19 protein-coding genes, 1 pseudogene and 1 riboswitch are annotated in these 20,155 nt (G+C 32.9%); of the genes and pseudogenes, 9 read left to right on the forward strand and 11 right to left on the reverse strand.

All coding sequences use genetic code 11. The features are described 5' to 3' along the window. The first annotated feature begins 1 nt into the window (after position 1). Positions 2–110, forward strand: a riboswitch (TPP riboswitch). Between the two features lie 85 nt (positions 111–195). Genes tenA through ACFOZ1_RS07150 form a run of 4 tightly spaced genes read left to right on the forward strand, consistent with a single transcriptional unit; the run spans position 196 to position 3,703 of the window. Beyond that, positions 196–876, forward strand: a complete 681-nt coding sequence (gene tenA / locus ACFOZ1_RS07135) for a thiaminase II (RefSeq protein WP_390197639.1) — start codon at positions 196–198, stop codon at positions 874–876. Positions 877–878: 2 nt separating this feature from the next. Next, on the forward strand, positions 879–1,469 hold the full coding sequence (locus ACFOZ1_RS07140) for an ECF transporter S component (RefSeq protein WP_390198105.1): 591 nt from the start codon (positions 879–881) through the stop codon (positions 1,467–1,469). Position 1,470: 1 nt separating this feature from the next. After that, positions 1,471–2,925 (forward strand): ABC transporter ATP-binding protein, encoded by a 1,455-nt coding sequence (locus ACFOZ1_RS07145; protein WP_390197642.1) that lies wholly within the window; start codon positions 1,471–1,473, stop codon positions 2,923–2,925. Next, on the forward strand, positions 2,906–3,703 hold the full coding sequence (locus tag ACFOZ1_RS07150) for an energy-coupling factor transporter transmembrane component T family protein (RefSeq protein ID WP_390197644.1): 798 nt from the start codon (positions 2,906–2,908) through the stop codon (positions 3,701–3,703). The genes ACFOZ1_RS07145 and ACFOZ1_RS07150 overlap by 20 nt, the downstream gene beginning before the upstream one ends. Positions 3,704–3,756: 53 nt before the next feature. Here the strand turns inward: ACFOZ1_RS07150 and ACFOZ1_RS07155 are convergent, their stop codons facing one another. Both ACFOZ1_RS07155 and ACFOZ1_RS07160 read right to left on the reverse strand, forming a co-directional pair. Beyond that, entirely contained in the window at positions 3,757–4,365 is a 609-nt protein-coding gene (locus ACFOZ1_RS07155) for a pectate lyase (protein ID WP_390198108.1), read from the reverse strand. After that, positions 4,351–4,866: pseudogene (locus tag ACFOZ1_RS07160) on the reverse strand (RICIN domain-containing protein); the annotation flags it as partial. The pseudogene ACFOZ1_RS07160 and the gene ACFOZ1_RS07155, both read right to left, overlap by 15 nt. Positions 4,867–5,138: 272 nt before the next feature. Between ACFOZ1_RS07160 and ACFOZ1_RS07165 the strand changes: the two are divergent. Continuing rightward, positions 5,139–7,694: a lipocalin-like domain-containing protein gene (locus tag ACFOZ1_RS07165; RefSeq protein ID WP_390197646.1), complete on the forward strand. Its 2,556-nt coding sequence runs from the start codon at positions 5,139–5,141 to the stop codon at positions 7,692–7,694. Between the two features lie 113 nt (positions 7,695–7,807). Beyond that, the gene (locus ACFOZ1_RS07170; protein WP_390197649.1) at positions 7,808–8,536 is read left to right on the forward strand and encodes a YkgJ family cysteine cluster protein; all 729 of its coding nucleotides are present in this window, start codon (positions 7,808–7,810) and stop codon (positions 8,534–8,536) included. 57 nt (positions 8,537–8,593) lie between these two features. Here the strand turns inward: ACFOZ1_RS07170 and glgD are convergent, their stop codons facing one another. The 5 genes from glgD to ACFOZ1_RS07195 form a co-directional block, all read right to left on the reverse strand. Then, positions 8,594–9,691 carry a glucose-1-phosphate adenylyltransferase subunit GlgD gene (gene glgD, locus ACFOZ1_RS07175; RefSeq protein ID WP_390197651.1) on the reverse strand — a complete coding sequence of 366 codons (1,098 nt, stop codon included), beginning with the start codon at positions 9,689–9,691 and terminating at the stop codon, positions 8,594–8,596. Beyond that, positions 9,688–10,845, reverse strand: coding sequence for a glucose-1-phosphate adenylyltransferase (locus ACFOZ1_RS07180; RefSeq protein WP_390197654.1), 1,158 nt, complete (start codon positions 10,843–10,845; stop codon positions 9,688–9,690). The genes glgD and ACFOZ1_RS07180 overlap by 4 nt, the downstream gene beginning before the upstream one ends. A 654-nt stretch (positions 10,846–11,499) precedes the next feature. Continuing rightward, on the reverse strand, positions 11,500–13,008 hold the full coding sequence (locus ACFOZ1_RS07185) for an FAD-dependent oxidoreductase (protein WP_390197657.1): 1,509 nt from the start codon (positions 13,006–13,008) through the stop codon (positions 11,500–11,502). A gap of 73 nt (positions 13,009–13,081) precedes the next feature. Further along, complete coding sequence (locus tag ACFOZ1_RS07190; RefSeq protein WP_390197659.1) at positions 13,082–14,290, reverse strand: peptidase U32 family protein; 1,209 nt, start codon at positions 14,288–14,290, stop codon at positions 13,082–13,084. Between the two features lie 20 nt (positions 14,291–14,310). Further along, positions 14,311–15,228 carry a peptidase U32 family protein gene (locus ACFOZ1_RS07195; protein ID WP_390197662.1) on the reverse strand — a complete coding sequence of 306 codons (918 nt, stop codon included), beginning with the start codon at positions 15,226–15,228 and terminating at the stop codon, positions 14,311–14,313. A gap of 247 nt (positions 15,229–15,475) precedes the next feature. On the opposite strand from ACFOZ1_RS07195, the gene ACFOZ1_RS07200 reads away from it, so the two are divergent. The 3 genes from ACFOZ1_RS07200 to ACFOZ1_RS07210 all read left to right on the forward strand — a co-directional run bounded on the left by ACFOZ1_RS07200 (position 15,476) and on the right by ACFOZ1_RS07210 (position 17,754). Further along, positions 15,476–16,516 (forward strand): IS1595 family transposase, encoded by a 1,041-nt coding sequence (locus tag ACFOZ1_RS07200; protein WP_098794757.1) that lies wholly within the window; start codon positions 15,476–15,478, stop codon positions 16,514–16,516. A gap of 51 nt (positions 16,517–16,567) precedes the next feature. After that, positions 16,568–17,365 (forward strand): aminoglycoside adenylyltransferase domain-containing protein, encoded by a 798-nt coding sequence (locus ACFOZ1_RS07205; protein ID WP_390197665.1) that lies wholly within the window; start codon positions 16,568–16,570, stop codon positions 17,363–17,365. A gap of 113 nt (positions 17,366–17,478) precedes the next feature. After that, positions 17,479–17,754 carry an acylphosphatase gene (locus ACFOZ1_RS07210; protein ID WP_390197667.1) on the forward strand — a complete coding sequence of 92 codons (276 nt, stop codon included), beginning with the start codon at positions 17,479–17,481 and terminating at the stop codon, positions 17,752–17,754. Between the two features lie 99 nt (positions 17,755–17,853). Here the strand turns inward: ACFOZ1_RS07210 and ACFOZ1_RS07215 are convergent, their stop codons facing one another. The 4 genes from ACFOZ1_RS07215 to msrB form a co-directional block, all read right to left on the reverse strand. Beyond that, complete coding sequence (locus ACFOZ1_RS07215; protein ID WP_390197670.1) at positions 17,854–18,093, reverse strand: indolepyruvate ferredoxin oxidoreductase subunit alpha; 240 nt, start codon at positions 18,091–18,093, stop codon at positions 17,854–17,856. A gap of 118 nt (positions 18,094–18,211) precedes the next feature. After that, positions 18,212–18,769: a histidine phosphatase family protein gene (locus ACFOZ1_RS07220; RefSeq protein WP_390197673.1), complete on the reverse strand. Its 558-nt coding sequence runs from the start codon at positions 18,767–18,769 to the stop codon at positions 18,212–18,214. Between the two features lie 85 nt (positions 18,770–18,854). After that, positions 18,855–19,058 (reverse strand): DUF6501 family protein, encoded by a 204-nt coding sequence (locus ACFOZ1_RS07225; RefSeq protein ID WP_390197676.1) that lies wholly within the window; start codon positions 19,056–19,058, stop codon positions 18,855–18,857. Between the two features lie 111 nt (positions 19,059–19,169). Continuing rightward, positions 19,170–20,138: a peptide-methionine (R)-S-oxide reductase MsrB gene (msrB, locus tag ACFOZ1_RS07230; protein ID WP_390197679.1), complete on the reverse strand. Its 969-nt coding sequence runs from the start codon at positions 20,136–20,138 to the stop codon at positions 19,170–19,172. Positions 20,139–20,155 lie beyond the last annotated feature (17 nt).

Raw genomic sequence — 20,155 nt, forward strand, 5'->3', positions numbered from 1 at the left:
AAAAATCCACTAGGGGTGTCTTTTGAAGACTGAGATTAAAGTAGGTGACTTTAAGACTCTTAGAACCTGATCTGGTTTGTACCAGCGTAGGGAAGTGGTCATATGAATAATATATAGTTTTTATATATTTTTTAAGCCACTTTCTTTGCGTAAAAGGAAGTGGTTTTTTGCATTTAAAAAATGGAGGGTATCCTAATGAAATTTTCTGAAGAATTAAGAAAAGTAGTTGATCCGATATGGGAGGAGAGTTTTCAACATCCTTTTGTGAAAGGAATTGGAGATGGGACATTACCAATTGAAAATTTTAAATATTATGTTCAACAAGACGCATATTATTTATCTCATTTCGCGAAAATACAGGCACTTGGAGCTGCAAAGGCAAATGATTTGGAAACAACAAGTAATATGGCGAAACATGCACAGGGTACATATGAGGCTGAATTAGCATTACATCGTACGTTTGCAGAATTATTAGACATTACACAAAGTGATGTGGAATTATTTCAACCTTCACCCACAGCATATGCATACACATCGCACATGTATCGTGCCGCATATGAAGGTCATCTAGGAGATATTATTGCTGTTATCTTACCGTGTTATTGGTTGTACTACGAAATTGGCGAAAAGTTAAAATATTGTAAGCCAGAACATCCTGTTTATCAAAAATGGATCGCAACATATGGGGGTGAATGGTTCAAACAGCAAGTAGAAGAACAAATTAATCGTTTGGATACTTTGTCAAAAGATGTAACAAATCAAGATAGAAAGCGGATGAAAGAGCATTTTATTATTAGTAGTCATTATGAACTGAGATTTTGGGAGATGGCTTATCGTTTAGAAGCATGGAGTGAAGAAGGAGCTATATCACGATGAAGATGAATAAGAAACTTTCCTTATCAGATATTTTAATTACAATCGTCATAGCAGTTGTATTTAGTGTGATTTATAAACTATGGGGGCCATTGTATACTGCTTTATCTGTATTTGGTATACATTTAGATCAATTTATTTATGGCATGTGGTTTATTGCAGCAACCGTTGCATTTCTTATTATAAGAAAACCAGGTGTAGCTTTACTTGCTGAATTAGCAGCAGCACAAGGTGAATTTCTATTTGGTGGACAATGGGGTATTAGTCTATTAATTTATGGTCTTGTTCAAGGAATTGGTTGCGAGCTAGTTTTTGCGATGTTTCGTTATAAAAGCTACACATTAATTGTCATGTGTCTGGCAGCAATTGGGGCGACAATTGGATCACTAGTTTTGGATATATATTATGGATATATCACAGAATTAGTTTGGTGGAACCTGACGTTATTAATTGCGATTCGTACAGTAGGCGCAGTATTAATAACAGGCATATTTGCTTACTATTTGGTAAAAGCATTAGAAAAAACAGGCGTCACTAAATATGTAAGGCCAATTCATTCTAAACATTATGAATCACTAGAAGAAGAAGCAAGGTGATATGATGCATTCTATTGCAATTCAAATAGAGAATCTTCGTGTAAAATTTCCAGATAAACAATCATTTTTGTTTAAAGATTTATCTCTTACAATTCAAAAAGGTGAAAAAGTACTAATAGTTGGGCCATCAGGATCTGGTAAATCCACATTATTAAAGATATTAGCGAAAATCATCCCAAAGATTGTAGAAGTACCTTGTAAATATGATAATGCTATCTTACCTGTACAACCAGGATATGTTTTTCAAAATCCTGACCATCAATTTTGTATGCCATATGTAGATGAAGAAATGGCTTTTGTGTTAGAAAATCAACTTATCCATCGAGATAAAATGAAATTGCTCATACGTGAATATTTAGATTTAGTTGGTTTAACTTTACCTTCTAACCATACATTGATAGATCATTTATCTGGTGGTATGAAACAAAGACTTGCTATTGCTAGTGTATTAGCTCTTCAACCAGATGTTCTATTTCTAGACGAACCAACTGCTATGCTTGATCAAGAAGGAACAAATCAAGTATGGGATACAGTATGGAATATTTCTCAAAATAAAACACTTATTGTTGTCGAGCATAAAATCGATAGAGTAATAGACTATGTAGACAGAATGATTATGATAGACGACTGCGGGAATATTATTGCAGATGGCAATCCACATACACTGCTACGTCATAAAAAGTCATTATTTCAACAGTATGGTATATGGTATCCAAATATTTGGAATGACCATCCCATCCGCATAGATACGCAGCCAATGAAGAGTGTAATGGAAATCAATCACGCATCAGGTTATTATCAAAAAACAAAAGCAATACGAATAGAACATGCACAAGTAAATGAAGGAGACTTCATAACAATCTCTGGACATAACGGAGCAGGAAAAAGCACCTTATTACAAATGTTAGCCAAATTAATAAAATATGAAGGAAGATTACATTTACCTTTCCTGAAAGACAAACGTGATTTCTATAAATATGTAGGATATGTATTTCAAAACCCGGAGTTGCAATTTGTCGCTAACAACGTGTGTGAAGAATTAGAGTTCTCTATTTCTCATATAAATAATCATAAAGAACGAATGAATAGGATAGAAGAACATTTAGCTATCTATGAATTAGATAATTGGAAAGAGGCGCATCCATATCAATTATCGATTGGGCAAATGAAGAGATTAAGTGTAGCGACAGCAACAATTCGAAAGCCTAAAATCCTACTACTGGATGAACCTACATTTGGCCAAGATGCATATTACACTTTCACTATGCTTGATTATTTAAAACAACTTCAAAATGAAGCAACAACGATTATTATGGTGACACATGATTATCATATAACAACACATTATGCCAATAAAATATGGTATGTACAGAATGGTGTCTTAACAGATATAGTTGAAAATGGTATAGAGGATGCAAACTGGAGGACAATTAAAAATGCACATCGAATTTTATAAAAATCCAACATGGTTACATTATGTTAATCCTACATTAAAGTTTATATTATTCGTATTTTTATTTATTTTCTTCCTATTCATTCATCACTTACACTTTTTGATATATTTCACCGTGTTGCTTACACTAATCTATTATATTCAATTAGGATATCCAATAAAGTTGCTTTTTCTGTTAAGTCTACCAATGGTAATTATTTTTTTCACATCGTTTGTTTCTATGGCGTTATTTGGTAAAGGAGAAACAACACTTTTTCAATTTGCTTTCGTTCATATTACAGAAGAAGGTTTATACAGAGGTATTCATTTAGGATTTAGAAGTGTTATTTTTGGACTTTTAGGGATGATTTTTGCATTAACAACTAAACCTGTTTATTTCTTTTATTCTCTTATGCAACAACTATCATTACCTCCGAAAATCGCATATAGTTTTATGGCTGCAATACGATTATTACCAAATATAATTCAAGAATTCTTATCTTTACGCAAAGCATTGAAGGTAAGGGGTGTGATATTTAAAAGGAGTATACCTGGTTTTTATCAACAAATAAAACACTATGCTATCCCAATCTTAGCACTAAGTATACGTCGTGCCTATCATATTTCAGTTGCTATGGAAGCAAAACATTTTACGAATAACAGAAATAGAACGTACTATTATATCCTTAAATATAGCAAAAGAGATGTATATTTTGTCTTTTTGACAATCGTACTATTATTTGCAGCATACATCTTACAAAGATTCTATCCATTTCTACCTATTGACCGAATTGTTGCTTGATTTTTTACTTGTTGGTATTCATTCCAACAGCGAAAGAATACCAACAAGTATTTTTAATATGCTACATTATTATTTTCTGTTACATTTTTAACATTGTACCACTTGCTACCTACATCTGAATAACGGGTATTTGTCATGATGACACTACTTGTTGTGCTATCTGTTCTAAAAATTGCTTCATTCATTTCTTTAATCACAGAACCTTCAATTTTTAATGAAACGTGAAATGTGCTACCACCAACTTGACGAACCATTTTACCAGCGTCTAATGCAGTAAAATTATATATTTCAACATTAGATGGCGCATTAATTTGAAACATTTTGTCATAGCCATGTTGAGCCATTCCTCCACGTATTATCACATTTCCACTTGCCTTTACAGTTAATGCATCCTCGCCAATATCTTCCCATACCACATTTTGTATAACTGCATCACCATATGTGTGTATACCATCCGCCGCTGGATGACCTAATACAACATTCTTTATTGTTGCTCCATCTTCTATTAAAAATACAGACTTTTGATTCTCTGCTTGACCACCATCACCTAAAGTGTCTGGATTTGCTACATATCGTTTTCCTTCACCATCAAATGTTTGTCCACTTTTAACAACGATTGTCTCATTTACGGTAATCGTTTCTTCTGGTTCCACTTCAACGATTTGCCACTGTTGATTCAATCCGTTGTGAAAATCCCATTGAACGACATTTGCTCCATTTGATAATGACCACTCGTATACTTCTAATGCTTTTCCACTAAAGCGATTGATAATACTAACATACCCATTACCCAAATCATTAATTTGCCATTGTTGACTCAACCCATTCCAATCTGCGTATTGTGCAATATTTGCCCCGTCTGTTGTTTGCCAATTATACACTTCCATTGCTTTAATACTATTTTGATTCACAATCTTATGATAGCCTTGACCAATATCTACAATACGCCATTGCTGGTTGTATCCTTCTAGATCATCATACTGAACAATATTTCCATTATTAGTTGTTGACCAATTGTACACTTCTAATGCTTTACCGCTATAACGATTAATAATTTTATAGGATTTACTAGTATCGTAACTTGCAGCGAGCTGTTGAACAGAAAAGAAGCAAATGGATAGTGTAACTACACTTAGTATCATTATTAGTATCTTAACTTTCATTCCAATCCCTCCAAAGCATTTTTTAACTATTGGCCAATAGTTCACAATGTAATTAAAACATCCTAACTTATTAAGCACAATAGAAGTTATGAAATAGAGCAATATATGTATATTGAACAAATGTTGAACTTGTCCGTAATAATATTTATAATCTTATACGTACAATTTATTGTTACACTATTGTTTTTTAAAACTTATTCTTGTATTCTTAAAGTGATAGCACTTTCATATTCGTATATGTTTAGGTGTAAGCGATTTTATAGGAGGGTATTATGGATAATAAAACAAAATGGAGTTTATTCGTTATTGCACTATTACTAATAAGCGGTATTCTATATATTGGATTACGTGATAGTGAGGAAAAAGTAGCAGATGGGAATCAGTCAGATGCGACGGATGATTTGACAAGTGAGAAGAAACCAAGTTTTTCAAATGTAGCCATACACGATCCGTCCATTATTAAAGATGAAGATACATACTATGTTTTTGGTACACATATTGAAGCAGCTAAATCAACTGATTTAATGAATTGGGAAACATTCACGAATGGCTATCAGTCTGTAGATAATGCATTGTATGGTAATTTATCAGAAAATTTAGCGGGTTCATTTGAATGGGCAGGGGAAGATGACGCAGATAGTGCTGGAGGATTTAGTGTATGGGCTCCTGATATTTTTTGGAATGCTGATTATGCAAATGAAGATGGTACACAAGGGGCGTATATGATTTATTACAGTGCTTCTTCAACATATATTAGGTCAGCGATAGGTTATGCAGTATCTAAAAATATTGAAGGTCCTTATACTTACAAAGACACGATTATGTATTCTGGTTTTACTGAGAACGAAGCATATGATGAAAATAGTGATGTGAACAAAGAATGGACAAATACACATTTAACACAATTAATTGAAGAGGGCAAAGTAAGCGGAAAAAGTGATGCTTGGTTTAATAGTGATGGGTCTTATAATAATCAGCAATATCCAAATGCGATTGACGCTAATTTGTTCTACGATGAAAATGACAAACTGTGGATGGTATATGGATCATGGTCTGGTGGCATTTACTTATTAGAAATGAATAAAGAAACTGGTCAACCTATTTATCCAAATGAAGATGGTTTAACAGAAGACGGCCGTTTTATTGATCGATATTTTGGAACACATATTTCTGGGGGTTATGGTAAATCAGGAGAGGGACCTTATGTTGTTTATGACAAGGAGAGAGAGTACTACTATTTATATGTAACATATGGTTGGTTAGGTGCAGATGGTGAATACAATATGCGAGTATTCCGATCTGAGAATCCAAATGGACCGTATGTCGATGCGGATGGAAAGCCTGCCGTATTACCAAATAATACAGATAATGCACCATTTGGAAACAAAATGATGGGACATTTCTTGTTTGATCGTAAAGTAGGAGAAGAAGGTATGGGTAGCGGATATGGTTACATGTCACCAGGACATAATTCTGTCTTCGTTGATTCTGATACAAATGAACAATTTGTTGTATTCCATACTAGATTCCCAGACACGGGTGAAATGTTTGAACTAAGGATTCATCCTATCTACTTCAATGAAGAAGATTGGCCAATATTTGCTCCATACCGCTATACTGGTGAAAAATTAACTAAAGTATCTGACGATGAAGTTATTGGGGATTATCAATATATCAATCACGAAAAAGATAATAGCAACATACTAAAACATTCCTCGTTCATAACATTACATGAAGATCACACTGTTAGTGGTGAAATAAAAGGAACATGGGAACGTTATGATGATTATCGTATAAAAATTACAGCGAAAAATATTGAATATGATGGTGTTGTAGTCAAACAGTGGGATCCTAAATCGAATCAATATGTTCTGGCATTTACCGCATTATCAAACAAAGGTGTCACCATTTGGGGTAGTAAAGTTGCCGCATTATCAGATGAAGATGTTGTAGCAAAAGTGGAAAAAGCCTTGAACATTGGTCAATTAGAGAGTGTGAAAGATGATATCACCTTACCTAAAATAGGGGTAAATAATAGTAAAATTGAATGGAAGAGTTCTGATGAATCAATCATCTCCGTAAATGGGAAAGTTAATAGACAAAATGAAGATCGTACGATTCAGATTACTGCAGTTATCTCTAAAGGAGAGAAGTCGATAAATAAGGAATTTGAAGTAATTGTGAAAGCAAAAGACGAGTCAGATAAAGTGATTGAACAATATACGTATGCATTTGATGATAACTTATATGAAACAAATGACCAAGCAAATGCAGGATCTATTACTGGAGATCGTTTGAATAATAGTAATGGTGAGATTACGTATGAAGAAGGGGTACTAGGCAAAGCAGCATATTTCAATGGGGCGTCAGGTATTCGTCTTCCTTCTAGTTTAATTCAATCCGATTCTTATTCGATTTCTATATGGTTACATCCTGAAGAATTGACCCAACACACGCCAACTTTCTTTGCTGCAAAAAATGAGAATAGTTGGATTAGTTTAGTTCCTCAAGGTGCAGCGAATGGGGAAACAATGGTGTGGTCTGGAAGTGCGACATGGTATGATGCACCAATTGGTCAAACAATTCCGGTAGGAGAATGGTCACATATTGGAGTAGTTGTTGAGAATAGTGACATACGTGTATACCTTAATGGAGAGAATGCTTTCAATGGGAAAGATTTTCCTAAAGTATTAGATGAAATGAGTAGTTACGGTCTTGGTGTGAATTATTGGGACCCACCATTTAAAGGAATGATGGATGAATTGCATATTTTTAACAGGGCAATTACTGATAATGAAATGAAAGAGTTAGCGAGTATAAATGATTAAAAAAGATGATTAATGTAAAGAAGGCAACTTACACTGTTGTCTTCTTTTATTGTCTTTCGTGTAGAATTGAATTAAGATGAATAGGGAAGAAGCTACTAAAGGAGAAATACGTCGTGGAAAATTATTTAACTTATGAACAAATAAAAAGCAAGTGCGAAAAATTAAGTGAAGAGTATGAAATAGATGAAACTCATTTTTTTGATATCATTTATATAATATTAGATTCTGATATTTCTGTTGAATCAAAACTAATAAAAAGTTATCAAGAATTATTAAATAAAGTGAACGATGAGATCAACACAATGGAACAATTCATGGATGTCAGACCAAGTTGTGCAATGGGATGTGCGTTTTGTTGCTATTATCCAATCATTATTAATCATCTCGAAAAGAAATGTATGGAGGAATCTATTCGTGCAATGCCTGAATCCAGACAAAACAAAATAAAATCACATATTCTTTCATATAAAGAGAAATATAAAAATGAATTAGTAGAATTATCCAATCTAGATAGAGATAACGAACAGTTCAAAAACAATTACAAAAAATTAAATATTCCATGTGTAATGTTAGATACTTCTACGAATTCATGTCTAGCATATGAAATTAGACCATTACCTTGCAGAACATATGTGAACTATGCAAATCCCGCTGTATGTGCCACATCCACAATGCCGAAAGAGCCCGTTAGTTATGAATTTCTTTATTCACAATATATGGGAGCATTACATGAATTAGTTAGTGAATTATATGAAGAAGATAATCTAGGTTTTGCCAGATACCCTGATGATTTTTATGAAGAAAAAATGCTATTTGAATGGTTTGCTTCAAATCATGAATAGATAGTACAAAAAACAGACCTATTGAATCAAAAGGTCTGTTTTTATATGAACGTTAAGTTACATGACACTACTCAGTTTATTTGTCTGTTTTGCAATTAAGATTGGTGATTTTATTGAACCGATGATGGTTTCTTTTGATGAAATAAAAGAATGTTTATCAACAATTGCATTTTCAATATATGCACCAGATTTAATGAGACAGTGATCAAAAATAATAGAATTCTTAATTGTTGCACCTTTTTCGATAGTGATCCCTTGAAAAAGAATGCTATGATCAATCGAACCATAAAGCTGACATCCACTACCTACAAGTGAATTGCAAACTGTAGCATTTTTCCCATACTTCGTTGGACTATAATGGCTTTCTTTTGACTTTATGATTTTACATTTTCGCATTAAATTTTGATAATTATTTCTATTTAGTAATAACATGCTACAATGATAATACTGTGTTGATGAATCCATGTAATAATACTCATCTACATATACATATGATTCTGTATTGTATTGCTTAAATTCTGTAATGATTACATTGATTAATTGTTTGCAACTAGTTAATTTTGCTTTCTTGATTAATTGAATCAAACATTCTTTCTTTATCATATATACTCCAGTAAATAAAGCTCCATTATGATGATATGATATTTCTTTCACTTTTCCATTTACATCACTCATAACGGAGATAGAATTAGAACGCTTTTGAGTATCATTTGTCACAAGAAACGTCATATCATTATTGTTGCTAATATGCTGTTCCATCATTGATTGATAAGAGGTATTAGTAATAAAGGTACTACCACTAATTAATAGATGTTCTGCATTACTTTTTTCAATACAATCCCAATTTTTAATAAAATAATCTATATCACTTTGTTGTATTATATCAGGAGAAGAAGGGAGGATGTATAGTCCTTTCTTGTAAGTATTTAATCCCCAATCTAAACCTGAGCCTAAGTAATTCAGTAAAGAGCGAGATTTAGTATGTGTAAATATGGCAATTTCATTTATTTCTGAATGAATAAAATTGTTTAATGTAAAATCAATAAAACGGTAATTAGAAGCAAATGGTATTGCAGCTACACATCGATCATTTGTTAACGATGAAAAATCATCTCTATCTGTCATTAAATTAATAATCCCCATTACTTTACTCATATGTTTAAACCACCGACTTTTTGTTCTGCTAAGATATATTCATTTGTTAAAATAAGCGGTTCTTCTGTTATCGGTACTTTAATAGTGGTGTAATCTGGAATAGTAACATTTTCTTGAATGATGACTCTTTCTAAATCAACATAACGACCAATTGTCGCTCCTTGATGAATGACAGACTGCGAGATTGTGGAATATTTATTTACATGTACATTTTCAAATAAAACGGAATTCTGGATAATTCCTGCAATCATACACCCATTACTTACAATCGATTTGATGACATGGCCACCTTCCATAATTTGATGTGGTGGAAAAACACGATTATGCGTATGTGTAAACAAATGTGAATCCTGATTGAATTCAGTAAATTCACCGTCTAATAATTCCATATGCGCTTCCCAGTAACTTTCTATTGTTCCAACATCTTTCCAGTATCCTTGAAAAGGAAATACATAAAGTTTTTTATTTTGTTGAAGCATCTTAGGTAAAATATCCTTGCCAAAATCATGGTTAGATTTGATATTTTCATTATCTTTATTCAAATATTCTTTCAATATATCCCAATTGAACACATAAATTCCCATTGACGCTAAATTACTTTTTGCATGCATTGGCTTTTCTTCAAATTCCGTTATTTCAAACTGAGTATTTCTATGAATAATTCCAAATCTCCTGGTGTCTTCCCATGGTACATGAATCGCTGAAATGGTAACATCTGCTTGCATATTTTTATGATGTGCGATTAATTTGTTATAATCCATATGATAAATATGATCACCTGATAAGATAAGTACATATTCTGGTTGAAATTGATCAATATAATCTATATTTTTAGTAATTGCATCAGCCGTTCCTTCATACCATTCTCCACCATTTACATTTGTGAAAGGGGAGAGAAGTGTTAACTTATTCTTGGAATGATCGAAGCCCCAAGCATTTCCTGAACCAATATGTTGATGAATTGTATGTGCTTGGTATTGCGTAACAACACCTACTGGAGTCATGTTCGACTGCATACAATTGCTTAAAGCAAAATCAATTATTCTATATTTTCCACCAAACGGTACGGCTGGTTTGGCTATATTACTTGTTAACTTACCAAGTCTTTTTCCAACACCTCCAGCTAACAACATTGTTACACATTCTTTCTTCATTAATTGTTTCCTCCTTCACATACATAGAAACACATACATAGAAAAATATCGATTGAAGTACTGTAGTGGAGGTAATGACTCACACTAATAATAAAAATCAGACAGTATTCAATTAAAAACGAACTGTTATTATCCTATGTGTGAAGAATAGTATTATTACTACAAATTAATATAAACCGCTTTCACAACATATTATTTTGTTTTGGATTCAAGAAGTTCAATTGTATGGTATTGCAAGGATTCAAAGCTAAAGTGGTAAGAGAATAAATGAGCAGTTGCTAGAATAAATCTATTACATAATAAACAATTGATAGTGTTGTATATATTGTTATAAGCCAATAGATTTTATGTTTACACGTATAATTTAATTTAAAGGAGTGATTACAGATTACATTCATACATGAGCAAAAAAATAATGTGCGTTTGAAACAATAGAAAGTTAGAAAGTTATGATGAAGAGTAATATTTCAAATTATATGAACAGATTGAGTCAAGTAAGAACAATGATAGGGAGCATACGTGTATTAGTGTTAAATTTGTTTGTACTATTAAATCATTTATTCTAGTTAACATAATATTTATTATGCGAAGTGATTAATCAGAAGTATCTCACTATCTCAAATGTTAAGTATACTTGAGATAGTGAGATGAAGTTTATTTTTTTAGATCCACTTTATTTAATGGTTTGATAGCTGGTCCTTCAATTACATTACCTTCGCAACTAAACCTGGATCCATGACATGGACAATCCCAAGTTTTTTCACTATTGTTCCAATTTAATTCACAACCCAAATGTGTACATGTTGTATCAACTGCATGTTCATTTTTTGATGCATCTTTGTACACACCGACCGTTTGACCATTGTGTTTAATTTTTGTTGCGCTTTTTTCTGTTAAATGATCTATCGAATTTGAATTACCTTCAAGCTTACCTTTAATAAACTCTTTTGCAACATTTGAATTGTTTGCGATGAATTGTTTCATATCAGGATCTGCATGAAATCTTGTCGGTCGATACAATTCCTCATAAGGATTCTTATGATCCATAATTAGGTCTGTAATTAAACTAGCTGCAACCATACTATTTGTCATTCCCCATTTTCTGTATCCACTTGCAACAAAAACCTCTGGATGCTTTTTATTGAGTCGACCGATATATGGTAATTTATCTAGTGTTTCATAATCTTGTGCAGACCATTGATATATCCATTTATCCACATTTAATGTTTGTTTTGCATCACGCTTTAAAATCTCATAAGGAGAATCCTCATTCTTATACTGCCCTGTTTTATGACTTTCTCCACCATATAACCATATTTCTTTATCATCCATGCGAATTGTTCGTAGAGAACGCTTCGGTTTATCTATTTCTAGGTACATACCACCAGGATAGGATTTATTTGATGTAAATGCAGTAACATATGATCTCTTAGGCTGCAATCTAGCACTATAAAATGCTTCACCCTCATAAAAAGGAAATTGTGTTGCAATGACGACATAATCACAAATTACTGTATGTTGGTTGACAGCTCTTACAACTCGGTGATCTGCATGATCAATGTCATAAACAGGTGTGTTTTCATATATTCGTCCACCATGATGAATAATTGCTTCAACGAGTTCCTTTATGTAAAGAATTGGATGAAATTGTGCTTGTTCTCTCATCTTTAACCCATACTTTATTGGGATTTGTTCTAATGGCAATTCAAGAAGTCCCTCGCCATTAATATTTAATTGTTGATATGCCTCAAATTCTTTTTCTAATTTTTTTTGATTTTTATCTTCGTTCGTATATAAATATGCATCTTGTTTCTCAAAATGGCATTCCATCTCATGTCCACTTATAATTGCTTCCATCTTCGTTAACGCTTCTTCTTGACTCTTATAATATTGAAATGCTTGTTCTTTACCGAAATGTGAAATCAATTCATGATATATACAATCATGCTGTGCGGTGATTTTCGCTGTAGTATGTCCTGTTGTAGCAGATCCAATTTGATTTCGCTCTACAACAACAACATTTACGCCATGTTTAGCCAATAAATATGCTGTAGTTATACCTGTAATACCTGCCCCAACAACACAAACAGTTGCTTTTTCGTTTTTATTCAGCTGGTCAAAAGACTTTATCTCTACATTTTCGTACCATATAGTATTTGTCATGGATACACACAACCTTTCTGTATAGTAATTGCTACTTTATAAGATTCACCAAAACAGAAAGGATTATTTATCTCTATTTTCTCTTTCGCATCATATAATATGTATTTACAGGTTGGTCTACTTTCACTTTTACCTTCATCATTGGGTGTCTCGCTTCAGTCAACGGCTCGTCATCTATACTATAAATTTCTTTTATTGTTTGTTTAAAAAGATGCATCTTTGGACCGAAAAACTCAATATCATCACCTATTTTAAAATAATTTCGCTGTTCGATTGTTGCTAGTTTCGTTTGGGGATCATAATCCAAAACCAGCCCTGCAAAATCATACTTTGGTAAACGTTCAGGCTTGCCAAAAAGCTGGTCTTTGTCTGAAGGTGTATGATAATAAAAACCTGTTGTAAGTGATCTTTGTGCTGCTTTCCAAATTTCATCAATCCACGTTTGTTGTAGTATATAGTTATTAGGATTTTGTTTATATTCATCAATAATTTTACGGTATACATTTACAACTGTTGCGACATAATGAATACTTTTCATTCGTCCTTCAATTTTTAAGCTCTCTACACCTAAATTAAGTAAATCTGGTACGTGTTCTACCATAGACAAATCTTTAGAACTCATTGTAAATGCTGCATCATCTGTTATGATTTGCGACTCATTTTCATTTGTCTCTTCAAATAAATCATATTTCCATCTACATGACTGTGCACATCCACCACGATTGGCATCTCTTTCTGTCATATGATTACTTAATACACACCTGCCAGAATAAGATATACACATGGCTCCATGAATAAATGTCTCAATTTCAATGTCAACATGTGCTTTGATTGATTTAATTTCTTCGACACTTACTTCTCTTGCAAGTACAACTCGAGAAATACCTAAGTCTTTCCAAAATTGAATTGCACGCCAATTTGTAATCGATGCTTGTGTACTTAAGTGTATTTCTAAATTAGGAGCAGCCTTCTTGCATAGTTGAATTAATGATGGATCTGCAATAATGACAGCATGAATACCTATTTCATACAATGTCCGAAAAAAGTCTTCTGCACCTTTTAAATCATCGTTATGTGCAATGATGTTCGCAGCAACATAAACTTTTGCATGATATTTCTTCGCAAAATTAACCCCTTCTACCATGTCTTCATATGAAAAATTACCTGCTTTTGCGCGTAATCCAAATTGTTTCCCACCAATATATACTGCATCTGCACCATAATGAATTGCAAATTTTAATTTTTCTAAATTACCTGCTGGAGCTAATAATTCTGTCTGCACTTCTTATCCTCACCTTATTATTAATAAATTTGTTTTTTGTAATAAAAACCTGTATCTAATTTTCTCTGCTTTGGTTGCATTGCTTCGATCTTTTCCATTAATTGAGTCACTTGACTAGCGTATATATCCGAATCTTCCATGTATACATTTATTGCTTCCCTGTAACATTTAGCCATTTCCACATTATAGTCCATACTTTTCAAAAAGCCGTTGACCCTTATTTTACATATTCCATTATCAAATAGTTGTGGCAAGTGTTTTAACATACATATATCATTTGTTGACATAATATGAGTTCCATTGACATCTTCAAATATCGGATAATGTGTATCATCTTCCTTAGCTTGTCTAATGAAATAAGCGTTCTTTTCCTCTTTATTCATTGATGTGTATTGATAATAATTGGATACAAGTGGTCTTTTTGATTGAAAAATACATGTCATTCCTTGGACTTGTACTTCTACAGGAATAGCTAAATTGTTTTGTATTTCTATGATCTCATCTAAAGATAATTCATTGGATAAAACTACCCTATCAACACCAATATCTTGCCAAAAACGCAATGTTTCATAATTAGTAGCTAATGTTTCTGGGTGATAAAATAATTTCGTCTTTATGTGTTGTTCTTTCACTATTGACATAACACCTGGATCTCCAAAAATGATTGCATCAACTTGTAGTGCATCTAATTTATTTATATAGCTTGTTAACTCATCTAGCATGTCTTCGTGAAAAATAGCATTAACAGAAACATATAATTTCTTGTTGTATTGATTTGTTAATTTTCTAATTTCAATAAGTTCGTCTAAATCTACGTCACCTAATGTTCTTAAACTAAACATACTGTGACCACAAATAACACTATCAATATTTACATCGTGAATCAGTAACGATGTTTCTTCTACATTTCGGGTATATGCAATTAATTCAATTGACAAAACAAACTCTCCTTCATGTTAGAACTACTTGGTTTTTTTATTAGCCACGTGTATCTATCTGAATTAAAATCTCTATCCACAAAATATAGTAGATTTTAATCCTTCTTGCAGTGATTCATTTCACACATCGGATTCATTTGATATACTAAAAAGAAAGCTATGTTAAATAACTCTGTTGATATTTGATTATAACGAACCCTTGTTCTATAATGAATTTGTAAAATTAAACGATATGGAGTTGGCAAGGATGGCATTGAAGGACATTATCGAAGAAATTAGAAAGTTGAGTACGGGAGACCAATACCGACTAAAAGAGTTCTTTACTAAATCTTTGGCTTCCTATTCCGCAAGTGAACCTGTTTTTAAAGAGGTTTCAGAGCGGAAGCATAAAGATGGATTTACTTGTTCTCATTGCCATTCCAATAACTCCGTTCGTTTCGGTAAGTATAATGTGAAAATGGGTAGCCGTACATTGGAACGACAACGATACCGCTGCAAAGATTGTGGAAAGACTTTTACTGATGTGACGAATACGCCTCTTCATCGTACTCATCTTCCTCACAAATGGTTGGAGTTCGTTCAGTGTATGATAGAAGGCTATTCACTGCGTAAATCGTCAGAGCTTTTAGAAGTTCATTATGTAACTTTATTTTATTGGAGGCATAAGCTCCTTTCAGCCATTAAAAAGATGGATTTTGACCAATTCGAAGGTATTGTGGAAATGGACGAGACTTATTTTCTCTACTCGGAAAAAGGGAAACGTAAAGTGGAAGGACGAAAAGCTCGAAAACGTGGAGGTTCGTCTTCTCAACGGGGTATCAGCAAAGAACAAGTCTGTGTTCTTGTTGCAAGAGACCGTCAGAAGGTAACATACTCGAAAGTAGTTGGTCAGGGTCGGATTATAAAAACTCGTTTGGAAGAAGCTATTGGGTCTAAACTTTCCTCTTCCAATGTTCTTTGTACTGATGCTTGGCGGGCATTTATGACCTACGCAAAAGAAAAAGGACTTGAACATTATAGATTTAAATCAGATGGTAAGGAACGGGTCCGTGGTGTTTATCATATTCAAAATGTAAATAGTTATCACAGTCGTTTAAAAGGCTGGTTAAATCGATTTAATGGTGTGGCTACAAAATACCTCGACCATTATTTGAGTTGGTTTCAATTTCTCGACCAAATCAAACATCGAAATGACGACACAACTGTTAGTAAGATGATTGTTGAAAGTAGCCTGTTTTCAATTGATGTCACCTATGATAAATTGCGTTTATCACAATTTTCATTATGAAAATCAAACGATGTACCGAAGGTGAGATAGGAAAAAAAGGGGTAGTAATAGATGGTTTATAATTTGAAATCAAGTTCATTCGATACAAATGATTTTATTTTCAACCTGCAAAAAAGGATTTCAGAAATAATCAAAGATGATTTAATTGGTATCTATATCCACGGTTCCTTAGCAATGGGAGGATTTAATCCGAACAGTAGTGATATTGATGTATTGGTCGTTACAAACAAGTCGATGACAGTTGAAACTAAAAGGAAATTAGCAAAGCTCTTATTAATGCATTCTAGTTCCCCATTTCCTGTTGAAATTAGTTTCCTGAATACTGAACAATTAAAGGTCTGGCAGCATCCTTGCCCATTTGATTTTCATTATAGTGAATTTTGGAGAGAACGATATGCAAATGATTTATTAAGTGGAACAGACAAATTTTTGAATGGTGATGTTAATACCGATGCAGATTTAGCAGCTCATATTACCATCACTAATAAAAGAGGGGTTTGTGTATATGGTAAATCTATTGATGAAGTTTTTTCTTTAGTTCCATCCTCAGATTATCTATCATCAATAATGGGTGATTTCACGGATTGTTTAGAAAATATCGAAGAAGACCCAATTTACTGTACGCTAAATTTGATTAGAGTTTATTGGTACCTAAAAGAAGGTGTTATTTCTTCAAAGCAAGAAGCTGGTAACTGGGGGTTATCTACACTTCCCAAAGAGATAAAAAACACCGTTGAAAAAGTGGTTAAATGTTATTCAAATGATAAAGATACTTATAGTTTTGAGAAAGATGAACTGGTATTCTTAAAAAACTACATTTCAAACGATGTAAAGAAATTATTGAACTAATAAGGGAACTCCTTAATACTGAAGTCCCCTCGTTTATATTAAAAATCAACATTATTGTTTAACATAGCTAAATTATTGTTTAACATAGCTAAAAAGAAAAAAGGTGATTTGTAATGGAGACAAAACATTTAATCGTTTCTGGAAAGGTGCAAGGAGTAGGCTTTAGAAGTTTTACACAACAAACAGCTAGTAAGTACAATATAGTCGGAACAGTTAAAAATTTAGAAGATGGTAATGTAGAGATTGTCGCACAAGGTACTGGAGAAGACATTACATTATTTATCAAGAAAATTCATAAGGGGCCTTTTTGGTTTGCAAAAGTTACTAATGTTGAGATTTCTGACATTGATAAGACTATTGAAGATAAGAGCTTCTCGATTATTTATTGAAAGATGTATAGTGGTCATATAGATATCAAAAAAAGAGCTACTATAATAGCAGCTCTTCTTTTGATATTCACTTTACTAGCATTAAATAGTGGTAATAGATTATTTATCTTCAAAAAATTTACGATTTAACGCTATGTACTCATGTTCTTCATCAGGTACTTCATCTTCCATATAAATCGCCTCTACAGGGCATACTGCTTCACATGCTCCACAATCAATACAAATATCTGGATCGATATAGAACATATCTTTTCCCTCTTCTATACAGTCAACAGGACAAACTTCTACGCATTCTCCTGCTTTTTCTTGTTCACAAGGTGATGTTATTACAAAAGCCAAGACTGTCCCCTCCTTCTATAAAATCTATTCATGTCATGTATAGTTACTAATACATTAACACATAAAACAAAAAAGCTCGATTATAATTATAGCTCATTTAGACTATAAATCAAATGAATTAGACATTTTTGTCCCAAATTCTTTCGACTAGAAATTCTCCACCAATTTTTTGAACTAAATACATATCTGGATTTGTAAGTGATTTCCACTCATGAAAACCAAACTCCACTTGAAATCTTTGTAACATTAATGCTAATAAATTCCCATGTGTTACGATAACTATATTTTGATAATTTGCATCATTTAAACATTCATTTATCACAGAATTAGCACGATTTAATGCTTCCTGTGAAGACTCTCCACCAGGAAGTTTAAATAGATAATTATGAAAAGATTGTTCTAGTATGTCTATCCAATCATCAATTGGTTCATTGCTTAACATTCTTTCTTCTAAACGTGTGTCTGTTTCAATCTTTAAATTTGCGCGGTCTGCAAATGGTTTTATTGAATCCTTTGCACGTAAATAAGGACTAGAAATAATTCGATCAACAGTAAAACTTAAATTGCCTATCGTGTTCGATAATTCAAATGCTTGTTTATTGCCTCTTTTTGATAGCGGCGAATCTTTGTGTTGACCTTCTGCATGACAATGACGAATGAATAATAATCTTTTCACATTTATCAGCTCCTAGGTGTAGCATAGCTAAATTCCTACTATTTAATTAAATATTCCCATTTTATGTGAGAATTAAACATACACTTTACAACTCGACGAAATATTCTTTTCTAAATCCAGCAATTCTATTCGTATTATCTATAATGAAATAAAATTCATCTGTTTCATTTTTAACATCGTATTCCTTCCCAGCTGTTAACACATCGTTCACTTTGTATTTCTTAGCGTTTGTATGAACACATTCAATTACTTTTATCGTATCATTCGATTCCCAATTTCGATGAATCATTGTAACTCCCCTTTCTCTATGAATCAATCATATCACGATTTAGAATTTATACAAGCCATCTTTAGTTTACATAATAATATTATTGTATATCCATTTAAAAACGTCATTGCTTTATTTTTCATCAAATAAAACTAGATATTGTTCCAATCCTTCTTTTTTAAAATTTTCTTTAGGAATAAATCGTAATGCAGCTGAATTGATACAATACCTCACGCCACCTTTATCTAATGGACCATCATCAAATACATGTCCTAAATGTGAATCTGCATCTTCACTTCTGACTTCAATACGTCTCATACCATGTGATGTGTCAAGATTTTCTTTTAATGAATGATGATTGATCGGTTTAGTGAAGCTTGGCCAACCACACCCTGCATCATATTGGTCTGTTGAAGAGAACAATGGTTTGCCGCTCACAATATCTACATAAATGCCATCTTGAAAATGATTCCAATATTCATTATCAAACGGTCGTTCGGTGCCATTCTCTTGTGTAACATGATACTGAATAGGCGTTAATTTCTTTTTTAACTCAGACTTAGAATATTGCTTTGTCCAATGCTTTTTGATAAATGATGCGCGTCCAGATCCTTTCTTGTACATCTGGTAGTGAAAGTTCTGTTTTTTATAATAATCTTGATGTTTTTCTTCTGCCGGATAAAATGTCTTTGCAGGTACAATCTCTGTAACAATAGGATTGTTAAACTTCTTACTATGTTGAAGTATCTCTCTAGATTTTTCCGCCATTGCCTTTTGATTTTCATTTGTATAATATATAGCTGTCTTATAGGAATCTCCACGGTCATGGAATTGTCCCCCATCATCTGTTGGGTCAATTTGTTGCCAATAATATTCTAGTAACTTTTCATAGGACATAATGGAAGGATCATAAGTGATTTCAACAGCTTCTTTGTGACCGGTCGTATTCGTGCAAACTTCTTCATAAGTTGGATTTTCTGTCGTACCACCTGTGTAACCTGACACTACTTGAATAACACCTGGTTGTTGATCAAATGGCTCCACCATACACCAGAAACAACCCCCAGCAAAGATGGCTCTTTCATAATTATTCGTACCCATTTTTCAGCCTCCTTCTA

It is taken from the genome of Gracilibacillus marinus (genome assembly GCF_042651725.1).
Lineage (GTDB): Bacteria > Bacillota > Bacilli > Bacillales > Amphibacillaceae > Gracilibacillus > Gracilibacillus marinus.